The following is a 26,993-nucleotide window of genomic DNA, read 5'->3' as shown; positions in this document are numbered from 1 at the left end:
TTTTGATTCGAAATGAGAGGGGAACCATCATGACAAATGAAGTTCGTGTTCGTTACGCACCAAGCCCAACAGGTCATTTGCATATTGGCAACGCGCGTACGGCATTATTCAACTATTTATATGCAAAGCATTTTAACGGAAAATTTATTATTCGTATTGAAGACACGGATGACAAACGAAATGTTGCTGGCGGTGAAGAAAGTCAGTTGAAGTTTTTGAAATGGCTTGGAATCGAATGGGATGAAGGCGCTGACGTTGGTGGTTCCTATGGCCCGTACCGACAAATGGAACGCTTGGATTTATATCAAAAATACGTAGACGAGCTATTGGAGCGTAATCTTGCTTATAAATGTTATATGACTTCGGAAGAATTAGAGCAGGAGCGTGAGGAGCAGCGTGCAAAGGGACAGGTTCCTAAATACGCAGGTGCCCATAGTAATTTAACAGAAGAGGAAATCGCTGCATTTGAAAAAGAAGGTCGTAAACCGAGCATTCGTATGCGAGTGCCACAGGACACGACATTTACTTTTAATGATATTGTTCGCGGCGAAATCACCTTCGATTCCAGTGATTTTGGGGACTGGGTTATTGTCAAACAGAATGGTATTCCAACCTATAACTTTGCTGTTGCAGTAGATGATCATCATATGCAAATCACCCATGTGCTGCGCGGGGAAGAACATATTTCCAATACGCCGAGACAGATGATGGTATATCAAGCGTTTGGTTGGGAACCTCCAACATTTGGCCATATGACATTGATTTTGAATGAGCAACGGAAAAAACTGAGCAAACGCGATCAGCATATTTTGCAATTTATTGAGCAATATCATGACCTTGGCTATCTACCGGAAGCATTGTTTAATTTTATTACCTTGCTTGGATGGTCACCAGTCGGCGAAGAGGAAATTTTTGATAAGGAAACGTTAATTTCCATCTTTGATCCGGAGCGTTTGTCTACATCCGCAGCAATTTTTGATGCGCAAAAACTTAAATGGATGAACAACGAATATATTAAAGCGACAGATTTAGACAAAATTATTTCCCTGGCAATGCCATACTTAGTGGAGGCAGGTAAATTGCCAAAGGATATGGATGAACAAACACGGAATTGGGCAGAGCGCGTAATTGGCTTGTACCGCGAACAGCTCCGTTATGGTCAGGAAATTGTAGAACTAACAGATTTGTTCTTTAAACAATCGATTGTGTATGATGATGCGGCACTGGCTATTTTGGAAGAGGAGCAGGTTCCAGAAGTACTGCAGGTATTAACCGATAAGCTGATTCATTTGGATAGCTTTGATCAGGATTCTATTAAAGCGCAGATTAAAGCAACCCAAAAGGAAACAGGACATCGTGGGAAAAAGCTATTCATGCCAATTCGTGTAGCGACTACCGGCCAGGCACATGGTCCAGAGCTGCCGCTTGCGATTGAATTACTTGGTAAAGATGTTATCATTGCGCGTTTGGATGAAGTATTAAAGAAACTAAACGCATAATACCTTTTGGTTCACAATTCATGAAGAATATAATATAGTAGTAATACCATATAGAACGTTGATAAGGGAAAGTAGGAAGTGCACTGCCTACACAGAGAGAATTGCCATCGGCTGTAAGCAATTCTAGGCATCATTTGTGAAGTGCCCCTTGGAGTCTGACATGGAAGTAGAAGTACATGCCAGCGGTTTCGCTACCGTTAATAAGCTGAAGCTGGAGAGATTCATCTCTCAAACAGGGTGGAACCGCGCCAACCAAGCGTCTCTGTGTAATAATTTATTGCACAGGGACGCTTTGTTTATTTTTTACAAAAATCATCTGGATTGTCTTTGGATTCATGGCGATTATTTCAACCATTCATGTAGCGAAGGTTGTCCGTTTGAATACGTATCATAGAAGGGGGAGGCTGTAATGGGGTTTTTTAAACGGATGAAGGAAGATATGGATGTTGTATTTGAACAGGATCCTGCCGCGAGAACGTATATCGAAGTCTTTTTAACGTATTCCGGATTACATGCTATTTGGTGGCATCGAGTTGCACATGTGTTTTTTAAATGGAGACTTTTTTTCATTGCCCGGGCAATTTCGCAAATAAGTCGATTTTTGACAGGTATTGAAATTCATCCCGGCGCTAAAATAGGCAGACGCTTTTTCATTGATCATGGAATGGGCGTTGTTATTGGGGAAACCTGTGAGATTGGAAATGATGTGACTGTTTTCCAAGGCGTTACCTTAGGCGGTACAGGGAAGGAAAAGGGGAAACGGCATCCGACAATTAAAGATCATGCATTGATTGCGACTGGTGCAAAGGTACTTGGATCCATTACCATTGGGGAATACTCAAAAGTAGGAGCGGGATCTGTTGTCCTCAAGGATGTTCCGGATCATTCAACAGTAGTTGGCATACCAGGTAGAGTCGTTATTCAAAATGGTGAAAAAGTACAGCAACGACTAGATCACCATCGACTGCCAGACCCAATTGATGAGCGATGTAAGCAGCTACAAACAGAAATTGATGCTTTAAAACAAGAGCTTGCTCAGTATAAGGAGGAATCACCATGACGATAAAATTGTATAATACGCTAACGCGGCAAAAGGAAACCTTCCAGCCAATTGAAACGGGAAAGGTAAGCATGTATGTGTGCGGGCCAACCGTTTATAATTATATTCATATTGGTAACGCACGTCCGCCAATTGTCTTTGATACCGTTCGTCGTTATTTTGAATACAAAGGTTATGATGTCGATTATGTTCTGAACTTTACGGATGTGGACGATAAAATTATTCGTGTTGCTAAGGAGCTGGGAGAAGAAATTGGTGAAGTTTCCAACCGTTTTATCCAGGCTTATCAAGAGGATGTGCAGGCACTTGGTGTCAAAAAAGCAACCCATCATCCGCGTGTTACCGAAACAATGGAGGATATTATTACATTTATTGATTCGCTCATTGCCAAAGGATTTGCATATGAAGCGGATGGAGATGTTTATTTTAAACCACGTGCATTTGAAGGCTATGGAAAGCTATCGCATCAGTCCATTGATGAGCTGCGTTCCGGAGCTAGAATTCAGGTGGGAGAAAAGAAATCAGATCCACTGGATTTTGCACTTTGGAAGCGAGCGAAGGATGGCGAGATAAGCTGGGATTCACCATGGGGCAAAGGGCGACCGGGCTGGCATATTGAATGCTCAGCTATGGCAAAAAAGTATTTAGGTGAAACAATCGATATTCACGCTGGTGGTCAAGACCTTGCCTTTCCCCATCATGAAAATGAGATCGCCCAATCGGAAGCTAATAATGGAAAGACCTTTGCAAACTACTGGATGCATAATGGTTATATAAATATTAATAACGAAAAAATGTCCAAATCACTAGGAAACTTTGTTTTGACACGTGATTTAATTGCGGCTCATGATCCCCAGGTATTACGATTTTTTATGCTTAGCGTACATTATCGCCATCCAATCAATTTCTCGGAGGAGCTTTTGGAGGCAGCGAAAAACAGTTTGGACCGTGTACGGACAGCATATGAAAACCTAGCGCATCGTAAGGCGGCCAGCCTGGATTTACAGAATGATACATCCGAGTGGCTGGAAAAGATATCAGATTATCAACAACGTTTTGAAGCAGAAATGGATGATGATTTTAATACCGCAAATGCCATATCTGTGCTATTTGATTTAACGAAAGAGGCTAATACCTATATGCAGCAGGATCAAACATCCACTGCCGTTATTGAAGCATTCCAAGAAACAATCGGATTGCTTGCCGGTGTGTTAGGTATTGAGTTCAATCAGGATGCAACCTTATTGGATGAGGAGATAGAAGCCTTGATTGAGGAGCGGAATGAAGCACGGAAGAATCGTGATTTCGCACGGGCAGATGCCATTCGTGATCAGTTGAAGGATCAAGGGATTGTGCTCGAGGATACAGCACAAGGTGTCCGCTGGAAAAGAGGATAATGATGGATGTCAAACAGATGAAAAGTCTGGCCCTAGCGTATATGGGAGATGCTGTATATGAAGTGTTTGTTCGGGAGCATCTCCTAAAAACCGGGCAAGTGAAACCGAATGATCTCCACCAGCATGCCATTGCCTATGTTTCCGCGAAAGGACAAGCAGCGGTCATTCGCATGTGGCTGGAGGAAGATTTATTATCCGAGGAGGAACAACGGATTGTTTCTCGGGGGCGGAATGCAAAATCCGGTTCCGTCCCAAAAAATACGAGCATTCAAACGTATCGATATAGTACAGCTTTTGAAGCATTAATTGGCTACCACTATTTAATGAAGCATGAAGATAGATTGATGGAATTAATGTCGGCAGCCGTATCCGCATTGGAGAACGAATAAGGAACACAGGGAATGGCGGAAAATGCCGTTTAAGATGAAAGGAGGAAGGTTAACTATGGATCAAGAAATGATTATTGGAAAAAACCCAGTCATTGAGGCACTTCAGTCTGGACGTTCGATCAATAAATTATTGCTGCAGGAGCAGCTCAATCCACATACACTTCGACAGTTGCAACAGCTTGGAAAGAAGGCCGGTGCAGTAACCCAGCGCGTACCAAAAAGTAAATTGGATCAGCTTACAAAGCAAAATCATCAAGGGATTATTGCTTATGTGGCGGCTTATCAATATGCGTCACTGGAGGATTTGTTTGCAGCCGCTGCAGCAAAGGAGGAGGATCCTTTTTTTATTATTTTGGACGGACTGGAGGATCCACATAATTTAGGTTCCATTCTAAGAACCGCTGATGCAGTTGGTGCGCATGGTGTCATTATACCGAAGCATCGTTCCGTTGGCTTAACTGCAACAGTTGCCAAAACTGCCGCAGGAGCAATGGAGCACATCCCTGTTGTACGTGTTACCAATATTGCAGCTACAATAGAAGAATTAAAGGCAAGGAATGTATGGGTGGCTGGAACGGAGGCAGAAGGGTCTATCGATTACCGCAGCCTGGACGGAACGATGCCGCTTGCAATTGTGGTTGGCAATGAAGGAAAGGGAATAAGTCGCCTCGTTCGCGAAAAATGTGATTGGACGGTAAGTCTCCCGATGGCTGGTCAAGTATCCTCTCTCAATGCTTCCGTTGCATGCAGTTTACTTTTATATGAAGTTTTTCGTAAAAGGCATCCATTGGGAGAGTAGATATGAATGTACTTGTAGTCGATGGATACAATATTATCGGTGCATGGGATGACTTACAGCAGCTTAAAGAGATAGAAATGGGACAAGCACGCGATAAACTGATTGAAAAAATGTCCGAATACCAAGTTCATACAGGAAATCGTGTGATTATTGTTTTCGATGCTTATTATGTCCGCGGGATTGAAAGTAAGCTGAAACGAAGTAATTTAGAAATTATCTTTACGCGGGAAAAGGAAACAGCTGATGAATGCATTGAGCGCCTCGTAAAGGGATTGAAAAATGTCCGTAATCAAGTGTATGTCGCTACATCGGATTATGCAGAGCAACGGACGATATTTGGTCGAGGTGCCTTACGGATTTCTGCACGAGAATTGCAAATTGAGCTGGATAATATGCAGCGGGAAATAAGTGAAAGTATTGAAAATCATAAAAAAATAAAACCCCAACGTTCGATTATTTTAGATGAGGATGTGTTGGAGGTTTTTGAGAAATGGCGGAGAGGTCACTAATCTGGATGAATGCAGTGCTTTTCCGCCAAGCACTCTACATTAAAAAAATATGTAAAAATGTAAAATACGACTATATTTGACCCTCATAATGGCGAAATCCGCGTTAGAATTTTCAAAAATTAAATCGAAATACGCGCCACTACGCACTTTTAGCCTATTGAGTAATATCTATGACTGTTGTATAATGTTCTCTATATCGCTAGACATAGTCAGGGGGGCTTTCTGGGTGAACGTCAAGCAATTGGTAAAAGAAAATAATGACATACGCCTGCTTGATGATGACGAGATACTCGTCAGGATTCATCAGGGAGACAGCCAGGCATTAGATTATCTGATTCATAAATACAAGAATTTTGTTCGTGCCAAAGCACGCACCTATTTCTTGATTGGAGCTGATCGCGAGGATATTATTCAAGAAGGCATGATTGGTCTATACAAAGCTATTCGGGATTTTGATGGAGAAAAGCTTGCTTCCTTCAAAGCTTTTGCTGAGCTTTGTATTACGAGGCAAATTATTACAGCCATTAAAACCGCGACTAGACAAAAGCATATGCCGTTGAATTCCTATATTTCATTGGACAAGCCGATTTACGATGAAGAGTCTGATCGGACGTTATTGGATGTAATTGCAGGATCACGGGCGATTGATCCGCAAGAGATGCTTATCAATCGTGAAAAGTATGGTGATTTGGAATCCAAATTATCGGAATTATTAAGCGAATTAGAGAAAAAAGTACTAGCGCTTTACTTGGAAGGATGTAGCTATCAGGAGATTTCTGAAAAAATTAACCGCCACGTGAAGTCAATTGACAACGCTTTACAACGCGTGAAACGCAAATTGGAGCAGCTCATAGAATCGAAGCAGCTGACGATTTGAGTATATTCGCAAATGAAATCGAATATTGACATAAGATGGCAACCGTGCTACATTAAAATGAGGAAAAAATCGATAATGGTGTGATTGACATGAATAAAAAAGTTAGTTTAGCATGTTCGGTCTGTTCAAGTAGAAACTATACGACAACCAAAAACCTTTCGGCAAACCCGGAACGTATGGAGGTTCGTAAATATTGTAAAACATGTGGACAGCATACCATACATCGCGAAACAAAATAAAAAAACGTGCTTTCAAGATAGAGTGTAGGGTAGACTTTGGGGGGTACAAGGATGTTCAAGTTTTTTAAAAACGTATCACGTGAAATGAAAAAGGTTAGCTGGCCGAAACGTAAGGAATTAACGGGATATACCATTACAGTAGTTGCAACCGTTGCGTTTGTTACGATATTTTTCGCTGTGGTCGATCAGTTGATTACACTTGTTCTAAATCTACTATAAGGTTTTTATTGAATAATTTATGCGTACTTATGCTATAATGAAAATAATAGAAATGAGCCAAAAAAACCCGGATACCACGGGTTTTTTAATATTGATTAAAATAAATGATCAAAGAAAACACCATTCTTTACCATATAATGAATGAAAGGGAGGGAAAGGGCAGCTTAATTGTCCGGTTTAAATGGAGAAAAATTGGTATGTTGTTCATACGTATTCAGGGTATGAAAACAAAGTAAAAACAAATTTAGAAAAACGTGTAGAAACGATGCGTATGGAGGACAAAATTTTTCGGGTGTTGGTTCCGGAAGATGAGGAAACAGAAATCAAGGATGGTAAGAAAAAAGTATCGAAAAAGAAATTTTTCCCAGGCTATGTGCTTGCAGAAATGATTATGACAGATGATTCTTGGTACGTTGTCCGTAATACACCAGGTGTAACAGGATTTATTGGTTCTAGCGGCGGTGGAACGAAGCCGACACCATTACTGCCTGAAGAAGTAGATGCCATCTTGAAACGTATGGGAATGGCAGACCGGGTCGTACAGATTGATTTTGAATTAAAGGAAAATGTTCGTGTTACTGACGGACCATTCTCGAACTTTACTGGAACCATTGAACATATTGATGTAGACAAGCAAAAGGTGAAGGTACATGTTAATATGTTTGGCCGTGATACCCCAGTAGAGCTTGATTTCTCACAAATTGAGAAGCTATAATTTCAATAAATATGTTTGTGTAGCTTGCAATTTACTTTAATACATGCTAAAATTCTTTTGTTATTCATGCACTCGAATAGAGTGGAATGGCAATAAAAGTGGGAGGGGAAAAATAACCCCTATTACCACATCACGGACTTAAGGAGGTGTGTCTCGTGGCTAAAAAAGTTATCAAAATGGTAAAATTGCAAATTCCAGCTGGAAAAGCGAACCCAGCACCACCGGTAGGACCGGCACTAGGTCAAGCGGGTGTCAACATCATGGGATTTTGTAAGGAGTTTAACGCGAAAACACAGGATCAGGCTGGTTTAATTATTCCGGTTGAAATTACCGTGTTTGAAGACCGTTCATTTACTTTTATTACAAAAACTCCACCGGCTGCAGTTCTTCTAAAGAAAGCAGCAGGTATTGACAAGGCTTCTGGTGAACCAAACAAAAACAAAGTTGCTACTGTGAAGCGTGATCAAGTAAAAGAAATCGCTGAAACAAAAATGCAAGACTTGAACGCAGCGGACGTGGAAGCGGCTATGCGTATGGTTGAAGGTACTGCAAGAAGCATGGGTATTGCAATCGAAGACTGATTCTAGTATGAATTTAATATGCAGGGTTGCGGAAGGTTCCATTATCTTTCGCAACCTTTTGGTATTATTAGTATACGGATTCCAGTGTATTGCCAATTAGCAGTTAACGACATGAATATGATGAATAAATAGGAATACCCTATAAATAAAATCATCATCGAATGCTTGTGTGAAAGCATGGTGCTTTTATAAGTGGGAGGTATTACCGTTATTACCACAATAGAGGAGGATATAAATTGGTTAAAAAAGGTAAAAAGTACGAAGAAGCTTTGAAGCTTGTTGATCGTACAAAAACGTATGATATTAAAGAAGCAATTGCGCTTTTAAAGCAAACAGCGAAAGCTAAATTTGATGAAACAGTTGAGGTTGCATATCGCCTTGGTGTTGATCCTAAGAAAGCAGACCAGCAAATCCGCGGTGCAATGGTATTACCGCACGGAACTGGTAAAACACAGCGTGTGCTTGTGTTTGCAAAAGGTGACAAGCTTAAAGAAGCAGAAGCTGCTGGAGCAGACTATGTTGGCGATCAGGATTTAATCAATAAAATCAACCAAGGCTGGTTTGATTTTGACGTAATCGTTGCAACTCCAGACATGATGGGAGAGGTTGGTAAGCTTGGTCGTGTGCTAGGACCAAAAGGACTTATGCCGAACCCGAAAACTGGTACGGTTACATTTGAAGTGGAGAAGGCAGTTAAAGATATTAAAGCCGGTAAGGTTGAATATCGCGTAGACAAGTCTTCCAACATCCACGTGCCAATTGGTAAAGTTTCATTCGACGATGCTAAGCTTGTTGAAAACTTTGAAGCTATTACAGATACATTGGTGCGCGTGAAGCCACAATCTTCAAAAGGAACTTATATGAAGAACGTTTCTGTTTCTTCAACAATGGGTCCTGGTATTAAAGTCGACACATCCAGCTTCGCACGTCGATAAAAATAACTTGACGAGCAGGGAACATTCCGCTATAATAAGTCACGTTATGGAATTGAATACGTTATACCGTAGACAGCAGGTGCCAGCAGGCTTAATATCCCGCCGAGGTGTTTTGAAACAAATATACGCTATTTGTGAAAAGCCTCCGTGTGTCTAATGGGGGCTTTTTTCTATCTCATAAAAACCCAACATGTTGAACGGTATGATGAATCTTACAGGAGGTGGAACCATGTCAGGTGTAATCGAGAAGAAACAACAGCTTGTAGAAGAAATTACAGAGAAATTCCGCGAAAGCCAAACAACTGTACTAGTTGACTATCGTGGATTAGACGTTGCTTCTGTTACAGAACTACGTAAACAACTTCGTGATGCAGGCATCGACTTCAAGGTATACAAAAACACCATGTCACGTCGTGCTGCTGAAGCTGCTGAGCTTAGTGAACTATCTGAGTCTCTTGTTGGTCCAACAGCAATTGCATTCAGCAAAGATGATGCTGTTGCACCGGCTAGAATTCTAAATGACTTCGCAAAAGAAAATGAAGCATTGGAAATCAAAGGCGGCGTTATCGAAGGAAAGATTGCTACACTAGAGCAAATCAAAGAGCTTGCTGGTCTTCCAAACTACGAAGGTATGCTTTCTATGCTGCTTAGCGTATTGCAAGCACCAGTTCGTAACTTTGCATATGCTGCAAAAGCAATCGCAGAACAAAAAGAAGAACAAGGCGCGTAAGGTAAATTGCCTCATTGCGACTTGATCGGTAGACGGTTGATAAAAACAATTAAAAATTAGGAGGAAACAATCATGACGAAGGAACAAATTATTGAAGCGATCAAAGAAATGTCCGTATTGGACCTAAATGATCTTGTTAAAGCAATTGAAGAAGAGTTTGGAGTAACAGCTGCAGCACCAGTTGCAGTAGCAGGTGGAGCAGGTGGCGGTGAAGCTGCTGAAGAAAAAACTGAATTTGACGTTGTGCTTGAAAATGCTGGCGCATCTAAAATCAAAGTTGTTAAAGCAGTTCGTGAAATCACTGGTCTTGGCTTAAAAGACGCTAAAGACATGGTAGATAACGCTCCTAAAGCAATCAAAGAAGGCGTTTCTAAAGACGAAGCTGAAGAAGTTAAAGCGAAGTTGGAAGAAGCTGGAGCTACAGTAGAAGTAAAATAATAAGCTTTTAAAAAAATATGAGCTCGTCGTGAATTTATAACGACGGGCTCTTATTTACACAATTTTATACCGTTTTCGCGTAGATTACTGTATAAACTTCTTATCACTAGTTAAAAAGTAGGTGCCAAATGACAGAGCATTACTTTTCAAATAAACCCCAATCTGAAAGTTCTCCCAAGACATGGAAATACCGACTCCGTCAGAAAGAATATACATTTACAAGTGATGTCGGTGTATTTTCCAAGCATGAAGTTGATTTTGGGTCTAAGTTACTCATCGAACAGTTCTCCGCCCCGGATGTGGATGGTGGAATCCTGGACGTTGGATGTGGCTATGGACCGATTGGAATTGTGCTAGCGGATCAGTTTCCGGAACGTCAGATATTGATGATTGATGTAAACGAACGAGCCGTGAAGCTGGCTGAAAAGAACGCAGCACAAAATGCAGTGCATAACGTGGCCTTTCAAGAAAGCAATTTATTTTCTGGAATTAAGGAGAAACAATTTGCAGCAATTGTTACCAATCCCCCCATTCGAGCCGGCAAAAAAATTGTGCATGCAATTTTGGATGAAAGCTATCATGCGCTATTAGAAGGCGGAGCGCTATGGGTTGTCATTCAAAAAAAACAAGGCGCACCCTCGGCAAAAGAAAAGCTAAAAGAACGGTTTGGTCACGTGGACATCATTGCCCGAAACAAGGGCTATTATCTATTGCGGTCAGTTAAATATAGTTGACCTGTATTTTTGGTTGTGGTAGTATAATATAATGCTAAGATGGGATTTCTTTTGTCAAGAGGAAGTTTTAGGAGAGAAATGTATATTTCATCTGCAAACGGTAAGAATGTTAAAATGAGGTAATATGGCTGTTTCTGAGTATGTATTCCATTTTAATCAAGTAGGACGGATTTGAAAGGGGATGCTTTTATTTTCATCTGAAAAAACCTCAGATACCACATCATTTGCAGTTTGAAAAAATAAGCGAGGAAGGTTTGTTAAAAACCTTTTTTCTATTCATCATCGCGCTGGAAACAAGCAAGTAAAAGGTGTACCAGGCGGCTTTGTCATGTCTTGTCGAAGTGAGTTGTATTTTGCCAACTTTTCTTTAAAAATGATAACCTATTATCTTTAAGATGGCAAGTGCTGAAATGATTTATTCAGGAAACATCTGGGAAGGGCTAGTAACCCAAGATTTCACCGGAAGAGATTGAAAAATCAGCTGGCTCGTTCCTCGTATGACAACAGGAAATTATCTTAGATTGTACGATCCATATAGTCATGGAAGACTATATACAGTTAGTGGATAAGAAAAACAAAGGATATGTAGGCAAACTGGGTCTGCGTTGCCTTCGTTTTTCTGATATAGCATTACATTCCCCATGTGAAACATCCGATTTCACAAATAAAAATGTTTGAGATTTGAGAGGTGAAGCAGTTGACAGGTCAACTAGTTCAGTATGGACGGCACCGCCAACGCAGAAGTTATGCTCGCATCAGCGAAGTATTGGAATTGCCAAATCTAATCGAAATTCAAACCGCTTCTTACCAATGGTTTTTAGAAGAAGGTTTGAAAGAGATGTTTCAGGACATTTCACCAATTGAGGATTTCACAGGTAATCTATCGTTAGAGTTTGTAGATTATAGTCTCAGCGAACCGAAGTACCCTGTGGATGAGTCGAAAGAAAGGGACGTAACCTATAATGCTCCCCTTCGCGTGAAAGTTCGTTTAATCAATAATGAGACTGGTGAAGTAAAAGAGCAGGAAGTATTCATGGGTGATTTCCCGCTGATGACAGATACGGGAACCTTTATCATCAATGGTGCAGAGCGTGTTATCGTATCACAGCTTGTTCGTTCACCAAGTGTTTATTATAACGAGAAAATCGATAAAAATGGTAAAAGAGGTGTAACTGCTACTGTTATTCCTAACCGTGGTGCATGGCTTGAGTTTGAAACGGATGCGAGGGACGTTGTCTATGTCCGTATCGACCGCACACGTAAATTACCAATTACCGTGCTATTGCGCGCTCTGGGTTTTGGCTCAGATCAGGAAATTATTGATCTCCTTGGAGAAAACGAATACCTGACAAATACATTGGAAAAAGACAATACAGAAACAACTGAAAAAGCATTGTTGGAAATTTACGAGCGTTTGCGTCCAGGTGAACCACCAACCGTTGACAACGCAAAAAGCCTCCTGATTTCCCGCTTTTTCGATCCGAAGCGTTATGACTTAGCACATGTTGGACGCTATAAAATGAATAAAAAATTAAACATCAAAAACCGCTTGTTTAACCAAGTTCTGGCCGAGTCAGTCGTTGATCCGGAAACAGGTGAAGTTTTGGCTCAAAAAGGGGATAAATTAGAACGTAAAGTGCTTAATCGCCTTATCCCTTATTTAGAAAAAGAAACAAACAAGCTTGGCGAAAATTATTTGGAGCTGGATGAAGGTATTCTGGAAGAACCGATCAAGCTACAAACGATTAAGATTATGGACCCTACAGATCCAGAGGGTGAAAGGGTATTACACGTAACTGGAAATGCAGAGGTAGATTCCAACATTAAAAACGTAACACCTTCTGATATTTTGTCATCCATTAGTTATTTCTTTAATTTATTACATCGTGTGGGTAACACGGATGACATCGATCACTTAGGAAATAGAAGACTTCGTTCCGTTGGTGAGCTTTTGCAAAACCAGTTCCGTATCGGTCTTTCCCGTATGGAACGAGTTGTGCGTGAACGGATGTCCATTCAGGATACATCTAGTATTACCCCACAACAGTTGATAAACATTCGACCAGTGATTGCGTCGATTAAAGAATTTTTTGGAAGCTCACAGCTTTCACAATTTATGGATCAGACGAATCCATTAGCAGAATTAACGCATAAGCGCCGTCTATCAGCGCTTGGACCTGGTGGTTTAACAAGGGAACGTGCAGGGATGGAAGTGCGTGACGTACACTATTCCCACTATGGAAGAATGTGTCCGATTGAAACACCGGAAGGCCCGAACATTGGATTGATTAACTCCTTGTCGAGCTTTGCGAAAGTAAATAAATTTGGATTTATTGAAACACCATATCGTCGAGTCGATCCAGATACTGGTAAAGTAACGACACAAATTGATTACTTGACTGCTGACGAAGAAGATAACTATGTAGTGGCTCAGGCAAATGCTAGATTAAGCGATGATGGAAGCTTTATTGATGATGAAGTTATTGCACGCTTCCGTGGAGAGAACACCATTGTACCTCGTGCGCAATTGGATTACATGGATGTATCTCCTAAACAGGTTGTTTCTGCTGCTACAGCTTGTATTCCGTTCTTGGAGAATGATGACTCTAACCGTGCGCTTATGGGAGCAAACATGCAGCGTCAAGCAGTACCGTTGATGAACCCGGAAGCACCAATAGTTGGTACGGGAATGGAGTATGTATCTGGTAAAGATTCCGGTGCAGCGATTATTTGCCGTAACGAAGGAATCGTGGAACGCGTCGAAGCAAAAGAAATCTTGGTTCGACGTATTTCAGAAGTAGATGGTAAAGAAGTAGAAGGTGACTTGGATCGCTATCGCATGCAAAAGTTTGTCCGTTCCAACCAAGGAACTTGCTATAACCAGCGTCCAATTGTTAGCAAAGGTGATCGCGTTACAAAAGGTGAAATCCTTGCTGATGGACCTTCCATGGAAAATGGCGAGTTGGCATTAGGGCGTAACGTATTGATTGGCTTTATGACTTGGGAAGGCTTTAACTATGAGGATGCAATCATCATGAGTGAGCGTCTCGTCAAGGATGATGTGTATACATCTATCCATATTGAAGAGTATGAGGCGGAAGCGCGGGATACGAAGCTTGGACCGGAAGAAATCACGAGAGATATTCCAAACGTTGGGGAAGAAGCATTGAAAAACCTGAATGAACATGGAATTATTCGTATCGGTGCAGAAGTGAAAGATGGCGATATTCTTGTTGGTAAAGTAACTCCAAAAGGTGTAACAGAGCTGTCGGCAGAAGAACGTTTACTACATGCGATTTTCGGTGAGAAAGCACGTGAAGTACGTGATACATCCCTACGAGTACCGCATGGTGCGGGTGGAATTGTTCTGGATGTTAAAATCTTTAACCGAGAAGATGGAGATGAACTACCTCCAGGTGTGAACCAGCTTGTTCGTGCTTATATTGTCCAAAAACGGAAAATTTCCGAAGGGGACAAAATGGCGGGACGTCATGGTAACAAAGGTGTTATTTCAAAAATCCTTCCGGAAGAGGATATGCCATTCCTTCCAGATGGTACGCCAATTGATATCATGCTGAACCCATTGGGTGTTCCGTCACGTATGAATATCGGACAGGTATTTGAATTGCATCTTGGTATGGCTGCAAGACAACTCGGCCTCCATGTGGCATCACCTGTGTTTGATGGTGCGACTGAGCAGGACGTATGGGACACGTTAGAAGAAGCTGGCATGCCAAGAGATGCGAAAACAGTATTGTACGACGGAAGAACGGGAGAGCCGTTTGATAACCGTGTGTCTGTTGGAATTATGTATATGATTAAACTGGCGCACATGGTAGATGACAAGCTCCACGCACGTTCTACTGGTCCATACTCACTTGTTACACAGCAGCCATTAGGTGGTAAAGCACAGTTTGGTGGACAGCGTTTCGGTGAGATGGAGGTTTGGGCACTAGAAGCCTACGGTGCGGCGTATACACTTCAGGAAATCCTGACCGTGAAGTCGGATGACGTTGTTGGACGTGTGAAGACATACGAAGCCATCGTTAAAGGTGATAATGTACCAGAACCAGGTGTACCAGAATCATTTAAGGTACTCATTAAGGAATTGCAAAGTCTTGGTATGGATGTAAAAATCCTTTCCAGTGACGAAACGGAGATTGAAATGCGCGACTTGGAGAATGAGGAAACACAAGCCGCAAGCAAACTCAATTTAGAGATTGAAGAAAGTGAATAATGGGGAAGGCCGGTGTGAACACTGGCTTCACCCCTTTAATATATTTTTTCAGCCCTCACAGCTGAAGAAGCAGCTAGGTGCATGAACAGCAAAATCGCACATTAAAAAGGGAGGTAGACCCTTGTTAGATGTAAATAATTTTGAGTCTATGAAAATCGGTTTAGCTTCACCGGAAAAAATCCGCTCGTGGTCATATGGAGAAGTAAAAAAACCGGAAACGATAAACTATCGTACGCTGAAGCCTGAAAAAGATGGTTTATTCTGTGAACGTATTTTTGGTCCACAAAAGGACTGGGAATGTCATTGTGGAAAATACAAGCGTGTCCGTTATAAAGGGGTCGTTTGTGATCGATGCGGTGTTGAAGTAACAAAGGCGAAGGTTCGTCGTGAACGCATGGGACATATTGAGCTGGCAGCTCCAGTTTCCCATATTTGGTACTTCAAAGGAATTCCATCCAGAATGGGTCTTGTTTTGGATATGTCACCACGTGCATTGGAGGAAGTAATCTACTTCGCTGCTTATATTGTGACAGAGCCAGGAAGTACGCCGCTTGAAAAGAAACAATTGTTATCTGAAAAAGAATATCGTGCTTACTATGACAAGTACGGAAATACGTTTAAAGCACAAATGGGTGCAGAAGCAATTCGTAAGCTCTTGCAGGATATTGATCTCGAAAAAGAGGTTGAAGCACTGAAAGAGGAATTGAAAACAGCACAAGGTCAGCGCAGAACCCGCGCGATTAGAAGATTGGAAGTCATGGAAGCATTCCGTAATTCCGGAAATGATACATCATGGATGGTGTTGGATGTTCTTCCAGTTATCCCACCGGAAATCAGACCAATGGTTCAGTTGGATGGTGGACGATTCGCAACTTCAGATTTAAATGATCTTTACCGTCGTGTAATTAACCGTAACAACCGTTTGAAGCGTCTGCTTGATTTAGGTGCACCAAGTATTATTGTTCAAAACGAAAAGCGGATGCTGCAAGAAGCAGTTGATGCATTAATTGATAATGGTCGTCGCGGACGTCCAGTAACCGGTCCGGGTAACCGTCCATTAAAGTCACTATCCCATATGCTGAAAGGTAAGCAAGGTCGCTTCCGTCAAAACTTGCTTGGAAAGCGTGTTGACTACTCCGGACGTTCTGTTATCGTCGTAGGTCCGAACTTAAAAATGTACCAGTGCGGTTTACCGAAAGAAATGGCATTGGAATTGTTCAAGCCTTTCATTATGAAAGAGCTGGTTGAGAAAGGTATTTCTCATAATATCAAGTCTGCAAAACGTAAAATTGAAAGATTGCACCCGGAAGTGTGGGACGTTCTGGAAGAAGTGATTAAGGAGCATCCGGTACTATTAAACCGGGCACCGACATTGCACCGCTTGGGTATTCAAGCTTTCGAACCAACGTTGGTAGAGGGACGTGCGATTCGTCTGCACCCACTTGTGTGTACAGCATATAACGCTGACTTTGACGGTGACCAAATGGCTGTTCACGTGCCGCTTTCAGCAGAAGCACAAGCAGAAGCACGCATTTTAATGCTGGCAGCGCAAAATATTCTTAACCCGAAAGACGGTAAACCAGTTGTAACACCTTCACAGGATATGGTTCTAGGTAACTATTACCTAACGATGGAACGTGATGGTGCGGTTGGAGAAGGCAGCGTCTTTAAGGATGTTAATGAAGCATTGATTGCCTATCAAAATGGCTATGTGCATTTACACACACGTGTAGCAGTGCAAGCATCTGGTTTGCATAATCAAACATTTACAGAGGAAGAGCAGGGACAACTGCTGCTAACTACTGTTGGAAAACTCGTTTTCAACGAAATACTTCCGGATTCATTCCCGTATATCAATGAACCGACTCGTGTGAATCTGGAAAGTCATACGCCTAAAACTTATTTCGTTGATCATGGTACAGATATTAAAGCAGAAATTGAAAAGCGAGAGCTTGGCAAACCATTCCGTAAAGGATTCCTTGGAGATATTATTGCAGAGGTATTTAAACGATTTAAAATCAGTGAAACCTCTAAAATGCTAGACCGTATGAAGGATCTAGGTTTCAAATACTCCACAAAAGCTGGTATGACAGTTGGTATTTCCGACATTGTTGTATTGGCTGAGAAGGAACAAATTTTAGAAGAAGCACAGCATAAAGTGGATAACGTTCTGAAGCAATTCCGCCGCGGTTTAATTACCGAAGAAGAACGCTATGACCGAGTGATTGCTATTTGGTCAGCAGCAAAAGACGATATCCAAGATAAGCTGATGGAATCACTGGATAACCGCAACCCAATCTTCATGATGAGTGATTCGGGAGCACGTGGTAACGCATCTAACTTTACCCAGCTTGCTGGTATGCGTGGGCTAATGGCCAATCCGGCTGGACGTATTATTGAACTACCAATCAAGTCCAGCTTCCGTGAAGGATTAACGGTATTGGAGTACTTTATCTCCACACACGGTGCACGTAAAGGACTTGCGGATACTGCGCTGAAAACAGCAGACTCAGGATACTTGACCAGAAGACTTGTAGATGTGGCGCAGGACGTTATCGTTAGAGAAACGGATTGCGGTACAGATCGTGGCCTAACCGTCTCCGCATTAATGGATGGTACTGAAATGATTGAGCCGTTGCTGGATCGTCTTGTTGGTCGTACCGTTTTCGAAACGGTTAAACATCCAGAGACTGAAGCAATCATTATTGAAGCAGATCAGGTTATTTCCGAAGATCAGGCAAAAACAATTGTTGATGCAGGTATCGAAAGTGTAACGATTCGTACGGTGTTTACGTGTAATACGAAGCACGGCGTATGTAAGAAGTGCTATGGTCGTAACCTAGCTACTGGTGATGAAGTAGAAGTGGGCGAAGCGGTTGGAATTATTGCCGCTCAGTCTATTGGTGAGCCAGGAACACAGTTAACCATGCGTACATTCCACACAGGTGGGGTAGCGGGTGATGATATTACACAAGGTTTGCCTCGTATTCAAGAGCTATTTGAAGCACGTAATCCGAAAGGGCAAGCAGTCATTAGTGAATTGCCTGGTAAAGTAGTTGAAGTTAGAGAAGTGAAGGATAAACAAGAAATTGTTGTCCAGGGTGAAGTGGAACAAAAAGCTTATGCAGTACCATATAATGCCCGCCTGAAGGTCGCAGTAGATGATGAAGTTATTGCTGGTCAAGAACTGACCGAGGGTTCTGTTGATCCAAAAGAATTACTACGCGTCCAAGGCGTTCAAGGCGTTCAGGACTACCTGCTTCGCGAAGTACAACGCGTATATCGTTTGCAAGGTGTTGAAATTGGTGACAAGCACGTTGAAGTGATGGTTCGCCAAATGCTGCGCAAGATTCGCGTCATTGATTCTGGTGACACAGATGTACTTCCAGGTTCATTGCTGGAAATTCACCAATTCCGCGATGCAAACCAGAAAGTACTTTCCGAAGGGCTGCAGCCAGCGGTTGGTAAACCAATCCTACTCGGAATTACTAAAGCGTCACTTGAGACGGATTCATTCCTATCAGCAGCTTCCTTCCAGGAAACAACACGTGTCCTTACAGATGCAGCTATCAAAGGTAAACGTGATGACTTACTTGGTCTGAAGGAAAACGTCATTATCGGTAAGCTTGTACCGGCAGGAACTGGTATGCAGCGTTACCGCAAGATTCAAGCACCTGCCCCTGAGGTAGAAGAAACAGAAGAACTGGAAGAAGAAACGGTTCAATGAATCGTTTAAAAAACAAGTAAAAAGAAGGGTGAGCCAAAAGCCCTTCCGGTTATAACTTTCTCGTCTGAAAATGGGCTTATCAAGCTGCCATTTTCAGACGGAAGCTTATGCCGAAAAAAATCTGAAGCGAATGAAAAAAATCATCGATTCCAGTTGACATTAAAAAGCGGGAATGATAATATATTCAAGGTGCTTCTGATTTACTTGTTACTTTGGAGGATATGGGAATGTCTTATGATAAGGTGACACAGGTTAAATCACGAATAATTATCGGAATGAAGCAAGCACTCAAAGCTATGAAAAATGGTGAAGTGAGTGAAGTGTATGTTGCAGCTGATGCAGATCAGTACATTATACACAAAGTTGAGGAACTGGCAAAATTGCTGGAAGTACCTTATCATCGGGTAGATTCTATGAAAAAACTCGGTGCCGCATGTGGCATTGATGTTGGTGCATCCACGGTTGCAATAAAGAAAGAATAGCTAGGTATTTTCTATAAAAATGCCGAAGCTTTGTTTTTTTACCTAAAGATGAACCGCCTGGATGTGTGGACTTATAAAAGGTGGTTTCCAGTTCTTTATGTATGCTTGAAAAAGAAATTGGAAGGGAGGACAATTATAATGCCTACAATTAACCAGCTTGTACGTAAAGGTCGCGTAAGCAAGCCTAAAAAATCTGACTCACCAGCACTTAATAGAGGATACAACAGCTTTAAGAAAAAGTTTACTAACGTGAACTCACCTCAAAAGCGTGGTGTATGTACTCGTGTTGGTACGTTGACACCGAAGAAACCGAACTCAGCGCTTCGTAAATATGCGCGTGTACGTTTGTCCAACAACATGGAAGTAACTGCATATATCCCAGGAATTGGTCACAACTTGCAGGAGCACAGTGTTGTATTGCTTCGCGGTGGACGTGTGAAAGACTTACCGGGTGTTCGTTACCATATTGTACGTGGTGCGCTAGACACTGCAGGTGTTGAAGGACGAGGACAAGGACGTTCTAAATACGGTACCAAAAAGCCAAAACAAAAATAATCATACAGCAACTTAGATATTAGATAAAGGAAAGGAGGAGGACATATGCCACGTAAAGGACCAGTACCTAAGCGCGATGTCTTACCGGATCCGCTTTATAATTCAAAACTAGTTACACGCTTGATCAACCAAATCATGATTGATGGTAAGCGTGGAAAAGCAGAAAAAATCTTGTACAAAGCTTTTGAACTTGTCGGCGAAAGAAGCGGACAAAACGCAATGGAAGTATTTGAACAAGCAATGAAAAATGTAATGCCTGTACTTGAAGTACGTGCACGCCGTGTCGGTGGATCGAACTACCAAGTACCTATGGAGGTTCGCCCTGAGCGACGTCAAGCATTGGGTCTTCGCTATATTGTAAATTATTCTCGTCTACGCGGTGAAAAAACAATGGAAGAACGTCTTGCAAATGAAATTCTTGATGCTTCCAATAACACTGGAGCTGCAGTAAAACGACGCGAAGAAATGCATAAAATGGCTGAAGCTAACAAAGCTTTCGCACATTATCGTTGGTAAGCTTTTCATATGGATACAAAAGACGGATAAACGGATTCGACAAATTGCCGATATCGTTTTTCCGGACTTTTGCAACATCACATATATAACTATTAAAGTTTAGGAAGGAGAAGAATACATGGCTAGAGAGTTCTCCTTGGAAAAGACACGTAACATTGGTATTATGGCACACATTGATGCAGGTAAAACCACTACTACGGAACGTATTCTTTTCTACACAGGACGCATTCATAAAATTGGTGAAACACATGAAGGTGCTTCACAGATGGACTGGATGGAGCAGGAGCAAGAACGTGGAATTACAATCACGTCTGCTGCTACAACCGCTCAGTGGAAAAACCATCGAATCAACATTATTGATACACCTGGACACGTAGACTTCACAGTTGAAGTTGAACGTTCTCTACGCGTACTGGATGGTGCGGTAACTGTACTTGATGCTCAATCAGGTGTTGAACCACAAACCGAAACAGTATGGCGTCAAGCAACAACCTATGGCGTACCAAGAGCTGTATTCATTAATAAAATGGATAAAATTGGCGCGGACTTCTTGTATGCGACAAACACACTACGTGAACGCTTAGGTGCAAATGCACGCCCGGTGCAGCTGCCAATCGGTGCGGAAGATAATTTTGAAGGAATTATTGACTTAATCGAGATGGAAGCACATTTTTATTTAGATGATCTTGGAACACGTGATGAAGCACGTGAAATCCCTGAAGAATACCGTGAAAAAGCTGAAGAGCTTCGTGCGGAATTGGTTGAGGCTGTTTCTGAATTGGATGAAGATCTAATGATGAAATACCTTGAGGGAGAAGAGATCTCCAATGATGAACTAAGAAAAGCAATTCGTAAAGCTACACTAAATGTAGAGCTTTACCCTGTATTCTGTGGTTCAGCATTTAAAAACAAAGGTGTTCAGTTACTTCTTGACGGTGTATTGGAATACTTGCCAGCTCCAACTGATGTTGCAGCTATCGAAGGTATTGTTCCAGGTACGGAAGAAGAAACAAAGCGTGTTGCAGATGATAAAGAACCATTTGCTGCACTTGCATTTAAAGTAATGACTGACCCATATGTTGGTAAGCTTACATTCTTCCGTGTATATTCTGGTACATTGAACGCAGGTTCTTACGTACTAAACTCTGTGAAGAACAAACGCGAACGTATTGGTCGTATTCTACAGATGCATGCTAACTCTCGTGAAGAGATCTCTGTTATTCACTGCGGAGATATCGCTGCGGCAGTTGGTTTGAAAGATACGTCTACTGGTGATACACTATGTGACGAAAAGAGCCCAGTTATTTTGGAATCCATGGAATTCCCAGAGCCGGTTATCGGTGTTGCTATTGAGCCGAAAACAAAGGCAGACCAGGATAAAATGGGTATCGCATTGGGTAAGCTTGCTGAAGAGGATCCAACCTTTACAGCAGAAACGAATCCCGAGACTGGTCAAACGATCATCTCTGGTATGGGTGAGCTTCACCTGGATGTAATTGTTGACCGTCTGAAGCGTGAATTTAAAGTGGAAGCTAACGTTGGTGCGCCACAGGTTGCATATCGTGAAACTTTCCGTTCTTCTGCAGAGGTAGAAGGTAAGTTCATTCGTCAGTCTGGTGGACGCGGTCAGTACGGACACGTTTGGGTTAAATTTGAGCCAAACGAAGAAGGCGCTGGCTTTGAATTTGAAAATAAAATTGTTGGTGGGGTAGTACCACGCGAATACATTCCTTCTGTTGAAAATGGAATTCGTGAAGCATTGGAAAACGGTGTACTTGCCGGCTATCCACTAATTGACGTGAAAGCTGCTCTATATGATGGTAGCTACCACGACGTTGACTCCAACGAGATGGCATTTAAGATTGCCGGATCTATGGCTTTAAGAGCTGCAAAGGATAAATGTAATCCAGTTCTGCTTGAGCCTATGATGAAGGTTGAAATCACAATTCCTGAAGAATACATGGGCGATATCATGGGTGATGTTACTTCACGCCGTGGCCGTGTTGAAGGAATGGAAGCTCGCGGTAATGCACAGGTAGTAAGAGGATTTGTACCACTAGCAGAAATGTTTGGTTATGCAACCTCCCTGCGTTCTAACACGCAAGGCCGTGGTACATTCACAATGTTCTTTGATCACTATGAAGAAGTGCCAAAAAGCATTTCTGAAGAAATTATCCAAAAAAATGCTGGTGAATAATTGATTTTTTCATCAAACTCAAGTATAACTTTAATTGACTGCTAAGAAAAAACTTTCCTAGTTGAATCTTGGCTGTGAATACAAAAATAATCTTTTATTTATTCAAAGGAGGAACTATAAATGGGTAAAGAGAAATTTGACCGCTCCAAAGCGCACGTAAATATTGGTACAATTGGACACGTTGACCATGGTAAAACTACTTTGACTGCTGCTATCACTACTGTAATGCACAAGCATTATGGTTCTGGTGAAGCAATGGCATACGATCAAATCGACGGTGCTCCAGAAGAGAAAGAACGTGGAATTACAATTGCAACTTCACACGTTGAGTATGAAACTGCAAACCGTCACTATGCACACGTTGACTGCCCAGGTCACGCTGACTACGTTAAGAACATGATCACTGGTGCTGCTCAAATGGACGGTGCTATTCTAGTTGTATCATCTGCTGATGGTCCAATGCCACAAACTCGTGAGCACATCTTGCTTTCACGTAACGTTGGTGTACCATCTATCGTAGTATTCTTGAACAAAGTTGACATGGTTGACGACGAAGAGCTTCTAGAGCTTGTTGAAATGGAAGTTCGTGACCTATTGACTGAATATGATTTCCCTGGTGATGACGTACCAGTTGTAAAAGGTTCTGCATTGAAAGCACTTGAAGGTGATGCAGACTACGAAGCTAAAATCATTGAATTGATGGAAGCTGTTGATGAGTACGTTCCAACTCCAGAACGTGACACTGACAAGCCATTCATGATGCCAGTTGAGGACGTATTCTCAATTACTGGTCGTGGTACTGTTGCTACAGGTCGTGTTGAGCGTGGTCAAGTTAAAGTCGGTGAAGAAGTTGAAATCATTGGCTTAAACGAAGCTGCTGTTAAAACAACTGTAACAGGTGTAGAAATGTTCCGTAAGCTTCTTGACTATGCTGAAGCTGGTGACAACATTGGTGCATTGCTTCGTGGTGTAGCTCGTGAAGACATCGCTCGTGGTCAGGTACTTGCTAAGCCAGGTACAATTACACCACACACAAACTTCAAAGCTGAAGTTTATGTTCTATCTAAAGAAGAAGGTGGACGTCATACTCCATTCTTCGCTAACTACCGCCCGCAGTTCTACTTCCGTACAACTGATGTTACAGGCGTAATCCAACTTCCAGAAGGCGTTGAAATGGTTATGCCTGGCGATAACATTGAAATGGACGTTGAGTTGATTTCACCAATCGCTATCGAAGAAGGTACACGTTTCTCTATCCGTGAGGGTGGACGTACAGTAGGATCTGGCGTAGTATCATCTATCGCTAAATAATTGAACTTAATGATAAAAAACAGGCAGTGTGCACGCTGCCTGTTTTTTCTGTTTAATGATCAACTTAAATCATCCATTCACAAATATAGTGCCAGAATGATTTTCAAAGGAAAACCTATTTATGCTACATAGATGATTTCTTGAAAGAGCTATAATTATGGTTTGCTATTTGGAATTAGGTATGATAAACTAACACCCAATACGTTATAAAATAAATGCTGTTTTAGGAGGAGTCTGTCACCAAGGGGTTTCTATGCCTTGGTAGATGGGCTCTTTTTGCGTTTTTTTGCCCATCTATTTTGGTAGTAAAAAAAGAATAAACACTTTTTTTACTACACAAGTGCAGCTAATATGACTACCAAGAAGCTTGGTGACGGCCAAGTTTTCTAAACAGTATAAGCTTGTGGGAAAAAGAGAGGGGAAATGTAAATGATTGTTGGTTTATCGATTATTCTAGTGCTTGTACTATTGCTTCCTTTTACGAAGCTAGTAGAGCGAAACTTGGAAGTGTTTCTATTTATCATGGGGGTTCTGTCTGTCATTGTCAGCGGTGTATTTAGCCGTGATTTATTAATAGAAGCATTAACCCATCCAATTAATATTACCTTGGCGGTTCTGGTTGCAGGATTATTGTTTAGATGGTTTCAATCCCCGATTGAGAAAGGGATTATTGGTATTTCGAACGCCATGCCATATCGTTTATTTATTGCATTAATGGTCATTGTGCTTGGTCTATTATCCAGTATCATTACAGCTATTGTTGCAGCTGTTATTTTGGTGGCAATAGTTAGCGTGCTGCAACTGGATCGGAAGTCGGAAATACGTTTAATCATCCTTGCTTGTTATGCTATTGGACTTGGTGCGGTGCTGACACCAATAGGTGAGCCATTGTCCACAATTGTGGTTGGCAGCCTAAATGAAAGCTTTCTCTATCTATTAAAGTTAGTGGGTATTTATGTCATACCTGGAGTCATCGTATTCGGTGTGTTATCTGCCTTGTTTATTCGTCCACGTAAGCAACAACAACAAGAGACGGATAAAACAGAAAGAAAAACGGAAACAGAATCCTATATGGAAATCGTAATGCGAAGCATCAAGATATATTTATTCGTCATGGCATTGACCTTTTTAGGTGCTGGATTTCAGCCATTCATCGAACGTTTCTTACTGGATCTCAATCCACTGATTTTATATTGGATCAATATGATTTCAGCTGTACTTGATAATGCAACCCTTGCTGCAGCTGAGGTTAGCCCAGCAATGGCAGAAGGTACGATTAAAGCTTTGCTTCTAGGCTTGCTGGTCAGTGGCGGTATGTTGATCCCTGGAAATATTCCGAATATCATCGCAGCAGGAAAATTAAAAATTACAAGCTGGGAATATGCTAAGTTTGCATTTCCTATTGGCTTGATTGCGATGGGAATATATTTCGTTGTCGTCATTTTTGTAATATAATATAGGAAGAAAAAAATACAATATAAAAAATACGGCTCCAGTATGCTTATAAAAGGCAGGCTGGAGCCAAGTTATTTTTATAGGAAGAAGTTACTCCTTTTGTGAAAAAGGTTGATTTTTATATTTAAATAGCTAGATAAAAGTTTAATATACAACGCTACATATTTCCCATAAAAAAAGTTCACTACAACCCTTGCAATCATTGAAAAAAGTATGTATAATACATTGATGTGCAACGAATGAATGGATTAAAAAAAGGTTGCATTGACCATAGACATTCTATATAATAAGAATGTTGGTCACTCGAAGGCGATGAAGTGAGAGGTTGTTGGCACACCCGGCCCCTTTGCCATGGCTGGCTGCCAAGAAATTTTCACGGAGTATGTCTATAATGATATGGGCGAAAAGGAGGGAAAATAATGGCAAAAGAAAAGATTAGAATTCGTTTGAAAGCTTATGATCACCGTATCTTGGATCAATCATCCGAGAAAATTGTAGAGACTGCGAAACGTTCAGGTGCTGCTGTATCTGGTCCGATTCCACTACCTACAGAAAAAGTTGTTTACACAGTATTGCGTGCGGTGCACAAATACAAAGATTCACGTGAACAATTCGAAATGCGCACACATAAGCGTTTAATCGATATCGTCAATCCAACGCCACAAACAGTTGATTCGTTAATGCGTCTTGACTTGCCATCTGGTGTTGACATTGAAATCAAATTATAAAAAATTATCTTTTTTACTATAGGAGGTGTAACGGATGGCGAAAGGAATCTTAGGTCGTAAAATCGGCATGACTCAGCTTTTTTCCGAAGACGGTGAGCTAATCCCAGTAACGGTTATCCAGGCTGAGCCAAACGTAGTTCTACAAAAAAGAACATTAGAAAATGATGGTTATGAAGCACTACAAATCGGTTTTGCAGATGTAAAGGAATCACGTTCAAACAAAGCGGAAAAAGGTCATGCTGAAAAAGCAAACACAGCCCCTAAGCGCTACGTTCGTGAAATCCGTAACGCTAATCTTGATGAGTATGAAGTAGGTCAAGAATTGAGCGTTGAAATATTTCAAGCAGGAGACAAGGTTGATGTAACAGGAACATCCAAAGGGAAAGGTTTCCAAGGCGCAATTAAGCGTCATAACCAATCTCGCGGACCAATGACACACGGTTCACGCTATCATCGCGGACCTGGTTCAATGGGTTCTGTTGACGGAAGTCGTGTTTTCAAAGGTAAAAAACTCGCAGGACATATGGGCTCTGAAACAGTAACAATCCAGAACCTGGAAATTGTTAATGTGGATGCAGAACGTAACCTGTTGCTCGTTAAAGGGAATGTTCCCGGACCAAAAAAATCAGTCGTGAAAGTTAGTACTGCTATAAAGGCTAACTGA

25 protein-coding genes and 2 other annotated features are annotated in these 26,993 nt (G+C 41.6%); all 25 genes read left to right on the top strand.

What is annotated here, in order from left to right:
- Positions 1 to 29 precede the first annotated feature (29 nt).
- The 25 genes from gltX (at position 30) to rplC (ending at position 26,993) form a co-directional block, all read left to right on the top strand.
- Complete coding sequence (gene gltX, locus DX933_RS03315) at positions 30 to 1,499, top strand: glutamate--tRNA ligase (RefSeq protein WP_123315064.1); 1,470 nt, start codon at positions 30 to 32, stop codon at positions 1,497 to 1,499.
- Between the two features lie 49 nt (positions 1,500 to 1,548).
- Positions 1,549 to 1,766 (top strand) — a binding site (T-box leader).
- A 142-nt stretch (positions 1,767 to 1,908) separates the two neighbouring features.
- Positions 1,909 to 2,559, top strand: a complete 651-nt coding sequence (cysE, locus tag DX933_RS03310; RefSeq protein ID WP_123315063.1) for a serine O-acetyltransferase — start codon at positions 1,909 to 1,911, stop codon at positions 2,557 to 2,559.
- Positions 2,556 to 3,956, top strand: a complete 1,401-nt coding sequence (cysS, locus tag DX933_RS03305; RefSeq protein ID WP_123315062.1) for a cysteine--tRNA ligase — start codon at positions 2,556 to 2,558, stop codon at positions 3,954 to 3,956. The genes cysE and cysS overlap by 4 nt, the downstream gene beginning before the upstream one ends.
- Positions 3,956 to 4,345 (top strand): Mini-ribonuclease 3, encoded by a 390-nt coding sequence (locus DX933_RS03300; protein ID WP_123315061.1) that lies wholly within the window; start codon positions 3,956 to 3,958, stop codon positions 4,343 to 4,345. The genes cysS and DX933_RS03300 overlap by 1 nt, the downstream gene beginning before the upstream one ends.
- Positions 4,346 to 4,400: 55 nt before the next feature.
- Positions 4,401 to 5,144, top strand: coding sequence for a 23S rRNA (guanosine(2251)-2'-O)-methyltransferase RlmB (gene rlmB / locus DX933_RS03295; protein WP_123315060.1), 744 nt, complete (start codon positions 4,401 to 4,403; stop codon positions 5,142 to 5,144).
- Positions 5,145 to 5,146: 2 nt separating this feature from the next.
- Complete coding sequence (locus DX933_RS03290) at positions 5,147 to 5,653, top strand: NYN domain-containing protein (RefSeq protein WP_123315059.1); 507 nt, start codon at positions 5,147 to 5,149, stop codon at positions 5,651 to 5,653.
- A gap of 226 nt (positions 5,654 to 5,879) precedes the next feature.
- The gene (gene sigH / locus DX933_RS03285) at positions 5,880 to 6,530 is read left to right on the top strand and encodes an RNA polymerase sporulation sigma factor SigH (protein ID WP_123315058.1); all 651 of its coding nucleotides are present in this window, start codon (positions 5,880 to 5,882) and stop codon (positions 6,528 to 6,530) included.
- Between the two features lie 89 nt (positions 6,531 to 6,619).
- On the top strand, positions 6,620 to 6,769 hold the full coding sequence (rpmG, locus tag DX933_RS03280; RefSeq protein ID WP_123315057.1) for a 50S ribosomal protein L33: 150 nt from the start codon (positions 6,620 to 6,622) through the stop codon (positions 6,767 to 6,769).
- 51 nt (positions 6,770 to 6,820) lie between these two features.
- A complete protein-coding gene (gene secE / locus DX933_RS03275; RefSeq protein ID WP_123315056.1) occupies positions 6,821 to 6,988 on the top strand; it encodes a preprotein translocase subunit SecE in 168 nt (55 codons plus the stop codon).
- Between the two features lie 181 nt (positions 6,989 to 7,169).
- Positions 7,170 to 7,703 carry a transcription termination/antitermination protein NusG gene (gene nusG / locus DX933_RS03270; RefSeq protein ID WP_123315055.1) on the top strand — a complete coding sequence of 178 codons (534 nt, stop codon included), beginning with the start codon at positions 7,170 to 7,172 and terminating at the stop codon, positions 7,701 to 7,703.
- 155 nt (positions 7,704 to 7,858) lie between these two features.
- The gene (gene rplK, locus DX933_RS03265) at positions 7,859 to 8,284 is read left to right on the top strand and encodes a 50S ribosomal protein L11 (RefSeq protein ID WP_145962261.1); all 426 of its coding nucleotides are present in this window, start codon (positions 7,859 to 7,861) and stop codon (positions 8,282 to 8,284) included.
- Between the two features lie 236 nt (positions 8,285 to 8,520).
- Positions 8,521 to 9,219 carry a 50S ribosomal protein L1 gene (rplA, locus tag DX933_RS03260; protein ID WP_123315053.1) on the top strand — a complete coding sequence of 233 codons (699 nt, stop codon included), beginning with the start codon at positions 8,521 to 8,523 and terminating at the stop codon, positions 9,217 to 9,219.
- A gap of 48 nt (positions 9,220 to 9,267) precedes the next feature.
- Positions 9,268 to 9,399 (top strand) — a sequence feature (ribosomal protein L10 leader region).
- A 49-nt stretch (positions 9,400 to 9,448) separates the two neighbouring features.
- Complete coding sequence (gene rplJ, locus DX933_RS03255) at positions 9,449 to 9,949, top strand: 50S ribosomal protein L10 (RefSeq protein ID WP_123315052.1); 501 nt, start codon at positions 9,449 to 9,451, stop codon at positions 9,947 to 9,949.
- A gap of 72 nt (positions 9,950 to 10,021) precedes the next feature.
- Positions 10,022 to 10,387: a 50S ribosomal protein L7/L12 gene (gene rplL / locus DX933_RS03250; protein ID WP_123315051.1), complete on the top strand. Its 366-nt coding sequence runs from the start codon at positions 10,022 to 10,024 to the stop codon at positions 10,385 to 10,387.
- Between the two features lie 128 nt (positions 10,388 to 10,515).
- Positions 10,516 to 11,121 (top strand): class I SAM-dependent methyltransferase, encoded by a 606-nt coding sequence (locus DX933_RS03245; RefSeq protein WP_123315050.1) that lies wholly within the window; start codon positions 10,516 to 10,518, stop codon positions 11,119 to 11,121.
- 688 nt (positions 11,122 to 11,809) lie between these two features.
- Positions 11,810 to 15,358, top strand: a complete 3,549-nt coding sequence (gene rpoB / locus DX933_RS03240) for a DNA-directed RNA polymerase subunit beta (RefSeq protein WP_190279391.1) — start codon at positions 11,810 to 11,812, stop codon at positions 15,356 to 15,358.
- Between the two features lie 121 nt (positions 15,359 to 15,479).
- The gene (gene rpoC, locus DX933_RS03235) at positions 15,480 to 19,085 is read left to right on the top strand and encodes a DNA-directed RNA polymerase subunit beta' (RefSeq protein WP_123315048.1); all 3,606 of its coding nucleotides are present in this window, start codon (positions 15,480 to 15,482) and stop codon (positions 19,083 to 19,085) included.
- Between the two features lie 227 nt (positions 19,086 to 19,312).
- Complete coding sequence (locus DX933_RS03230; RefSeq protein ID WP_123315047.1) at positions 19,313 to 19,567, top strand: ribosomal L7Ae/L30e/S12e/Gadd45 family protein; 255 nt, start codon at positions 19,313 to 19,315, stop codon at positions 19,565 to 19,567.
- A gap of 138 nt (positions 19,568 to 19,705) precedes the next feature.
- Positions 19,706 to 20,122 (top strand): 30S ribosomal protein S12, encoded by a 417-nt coding sequence (rpsL, locus tag DX933_RS03225; RefSeq protein WP_123315046.1) that lies wholly within the window; start codon positions 19,706 to 19,708, stop codon positions 20,120 to 20,122.
- 45 nt (positions 20,123 to 20,167) lie between these two features.
- Complete coding sequence (rpsG, locus tag DX933_RS03220; protein WP_123315045.1) at positions 20,168 to 20,638, top strand: 30S ribosomal protein S7; 471 nt, start codon at positions 20,168 to 20,170, stop codon at positions 20,636 to 20,638.
- Between the two features lie 118 nt (positions 20,639 to 20,756).
- Positions 20,757 to 22,835 (top strand): elongation factor G, encoded by a 2,079-nt coding sequence (gene fusA, locus DX933_RS03215; RefSeq protein ID WP_123315044.1) that lies wholly within the window; start codon positions 20,757 to 20,759, stop codon positions 22,833 to 22,835.
- Between the two features lie 120 nt (positions 22,836 to 22,955).
- Positions 22,956 to 24,146, top strand: a complete 1,191-nt coding sequence (gene tuf, locus DX933_RS03210) for an elongation factor Tu (RefSeq protein ID WP_123315043.1) — start codon at positions 22,956 to 22,958, stop codon at positions 24,144 to 24,146.
- A gap of 429 nt (positions 24,147 to 24,575) precedes the next feature.
- Entirely contained in the window at positions 24,576 to 25,601 is a 1,026-nt protein-coding gene (locus tag DX933_RS03205; RefSeq protein ID WP_123315042.1) for a DUF1646 family protein, read from the top strand.
- 419 nt (positions 25,602 to 26,020) lie between these two features.
- Positions 26,021 to 26,329, top strand: coding sequence for a 30S ribosomal protein S10 (rpsJ, locus tag DX933_RS03200; RefSeq protein ID WP_123315041.1), 309 nt, complete (start codon positions 26,021 to 26,023; stop codon positions 26,327 to 26,329).
- Positions 26,330 to 26,363: 34 nt separating this feature from the next.
- The gene (gene rplC, locus DX933_RS03195; RefSeq protein ID WP_123315040.1) at positions 26,364 to 26,993 is read left to right on the top strand and encodes a 50S ribosomal protein L3; all 630 of its coding nucleotides are present in this window, start codon (positions 26,364 to 26,366) and stop codon (positions 26,991 to 26,993) included.

The sequence above is a fragment of the Ornithinibacillus gellani genome (assembly GCF_003730295.1).
GTDB lineage: Bacteria > Bacillota > Bacilli > Bacillales > Amphibacillaceae > Ornithinibacillus_A > Ornithinibacillus_A gellani.
Note: the sequence above shows the minus strand (reverse complement) of the source record. Positions and strands in the feature narration are given on the sequence as shown.

What these genes read in the sequence shown, in the direction of transcription:
- rplL (WP_123315051.1), top strand. Translation starts at nt 10,022, where the DNA reads ATGACGAAGGAACAAATTATTGAAGCGATCAAAGAAATGTCCGTATTG.
- rpsJ (WP_123315041.1), top strand. Translation starts at nt 26,021, where the DNA reads ATGGCAAAAGAAAAGATTAGAATTCGTTTGAAAGCTTATGATCACCGT.
- rpsG (WP_123315045.1), top strand. Translation starts at nt 20,168, where the DNA reads ATGCCACGTAAAGGACCAGTACCTAAGCGCGATGTCTTACCGGATCCG.
- rlmB (WP_123315060.1), top strand. Translation starts at nt 4,401, where the DNA reads ATGGATCAAGAAATGATTATTGGAAAAAACCCAGTCATTGAGGCACTT.
- DX933_RS03230 (WP_123315047.1), top strand. Translation starts at nt 19,313, where the DNA reads ATGTCTTATGATAAGGTGACACAGGTTAAATCACGAATAATTATCGGA.
- rpsL (WP_123315046.1), top strand. Translation starts at nt 19,706, where the DNA reads ATGCCTACAATTAACCAGCTTGTACGTAAAGGTCGCGTAAGCAAGCCT.
- rplC (WP_123315040.1), top strand. Translation starts at nt 26,364, where the DNA reads ATGGCGAAAGGAATCTTAGGTCGTAAAATCGGCATGACTCAGCTTTTT.
- DX933_RS03245 (WP_123315050.1), top strand. Translation starts at nt 10,516, where the DNA reads ATGACAGAGCATTACTTTTCAAATAAACCCCAATCTGAAAGTTCTCCC.
- DX933_RS03290 (WP_123315059.1), top strand. Translation starts at nt 5,147, where the DNA reads ATGAATGTACTTGTAGTCGATGGATACAATATTATCGGTGCATGGGAT.
- secE (WP_123315056.1), top strand. Translation starts at nt 6,821, where the DNA reads ATGTTCAAGTTTTTTAAAAACGTATCACGTGAAATGAAAAAGGTTAGC.
- rplJ (WP_123315052.1), top strand. Translation starts at nt 9,449, where the DNA reads ATGTCAGGTGTAATCGAGAAGAAACAACAGCTTGTAGAAGAAATTACA.
- cysS (WP_123315062.1), top strand. Translation starts at nt 2,556, where the DNA reads ATGACGATAAAATTGTATAATACGCTAACGCGGCAAAAGGAAACCTTC.
- nusG (WP_123315055.1), top strand. Translation starts at nt 7,170, where the DNA reads ATGGAGAAAAATTGGTATGTTGTTCATACGTATTCAGGGTATGAAAAC.
- cysE (WP_123315063.1), top strand. Translation starts at nt 1,909, where the DNA reads ATGGGGTTTTTTAAACGGATGAAGGAAGATATGGATGTTGTATTTGAA.
- DX933_RS03205 (WP_123315042.1), top strand. Translation starts at nt 24,576, where the DNA reads ATGATTGTTGGTTTATCGATTATTCTAGTGCTTGTACTATTGCTTCCT.
- DX933_RS03300 (WP_123315061.1), top strand. Translation starts at nt 3,956, where the DNA reads ATGATGGATGTCAAACAGATGAAAAGTCTGGCCCTAGCGTATATGGGA.
- tuf (WP_123315043.1), top strand. Translation starts at nt 22,956, where the DNA reads ATGGGTAAAGAGAAATTTGACCGCTCCAAAGCGCACGTAAATATTGGT.
- gltX (WP_123315064.1), top strand. Translation starts at nt 30, where the DNA reads ATGACAAATGAAGTTCGTGTTCGTTACGCACCAAGCCCAACAGGTCAT.
- rpmG (WP_123315057.1), top strand. Translation starts at nt 6,620, where the DNA reads ATGAATAAAAAAGTTAGTTTAGCATGTTCGGTCTGTTCAAGTAGAAAC.
- fusA (WP_123315044.1), top strand. Translation starts at nt 20,757, where the DNA reads ATGGCTAGAGAGTTCTCCTTGGAAAAGACACGTAACATTGGTATTATG.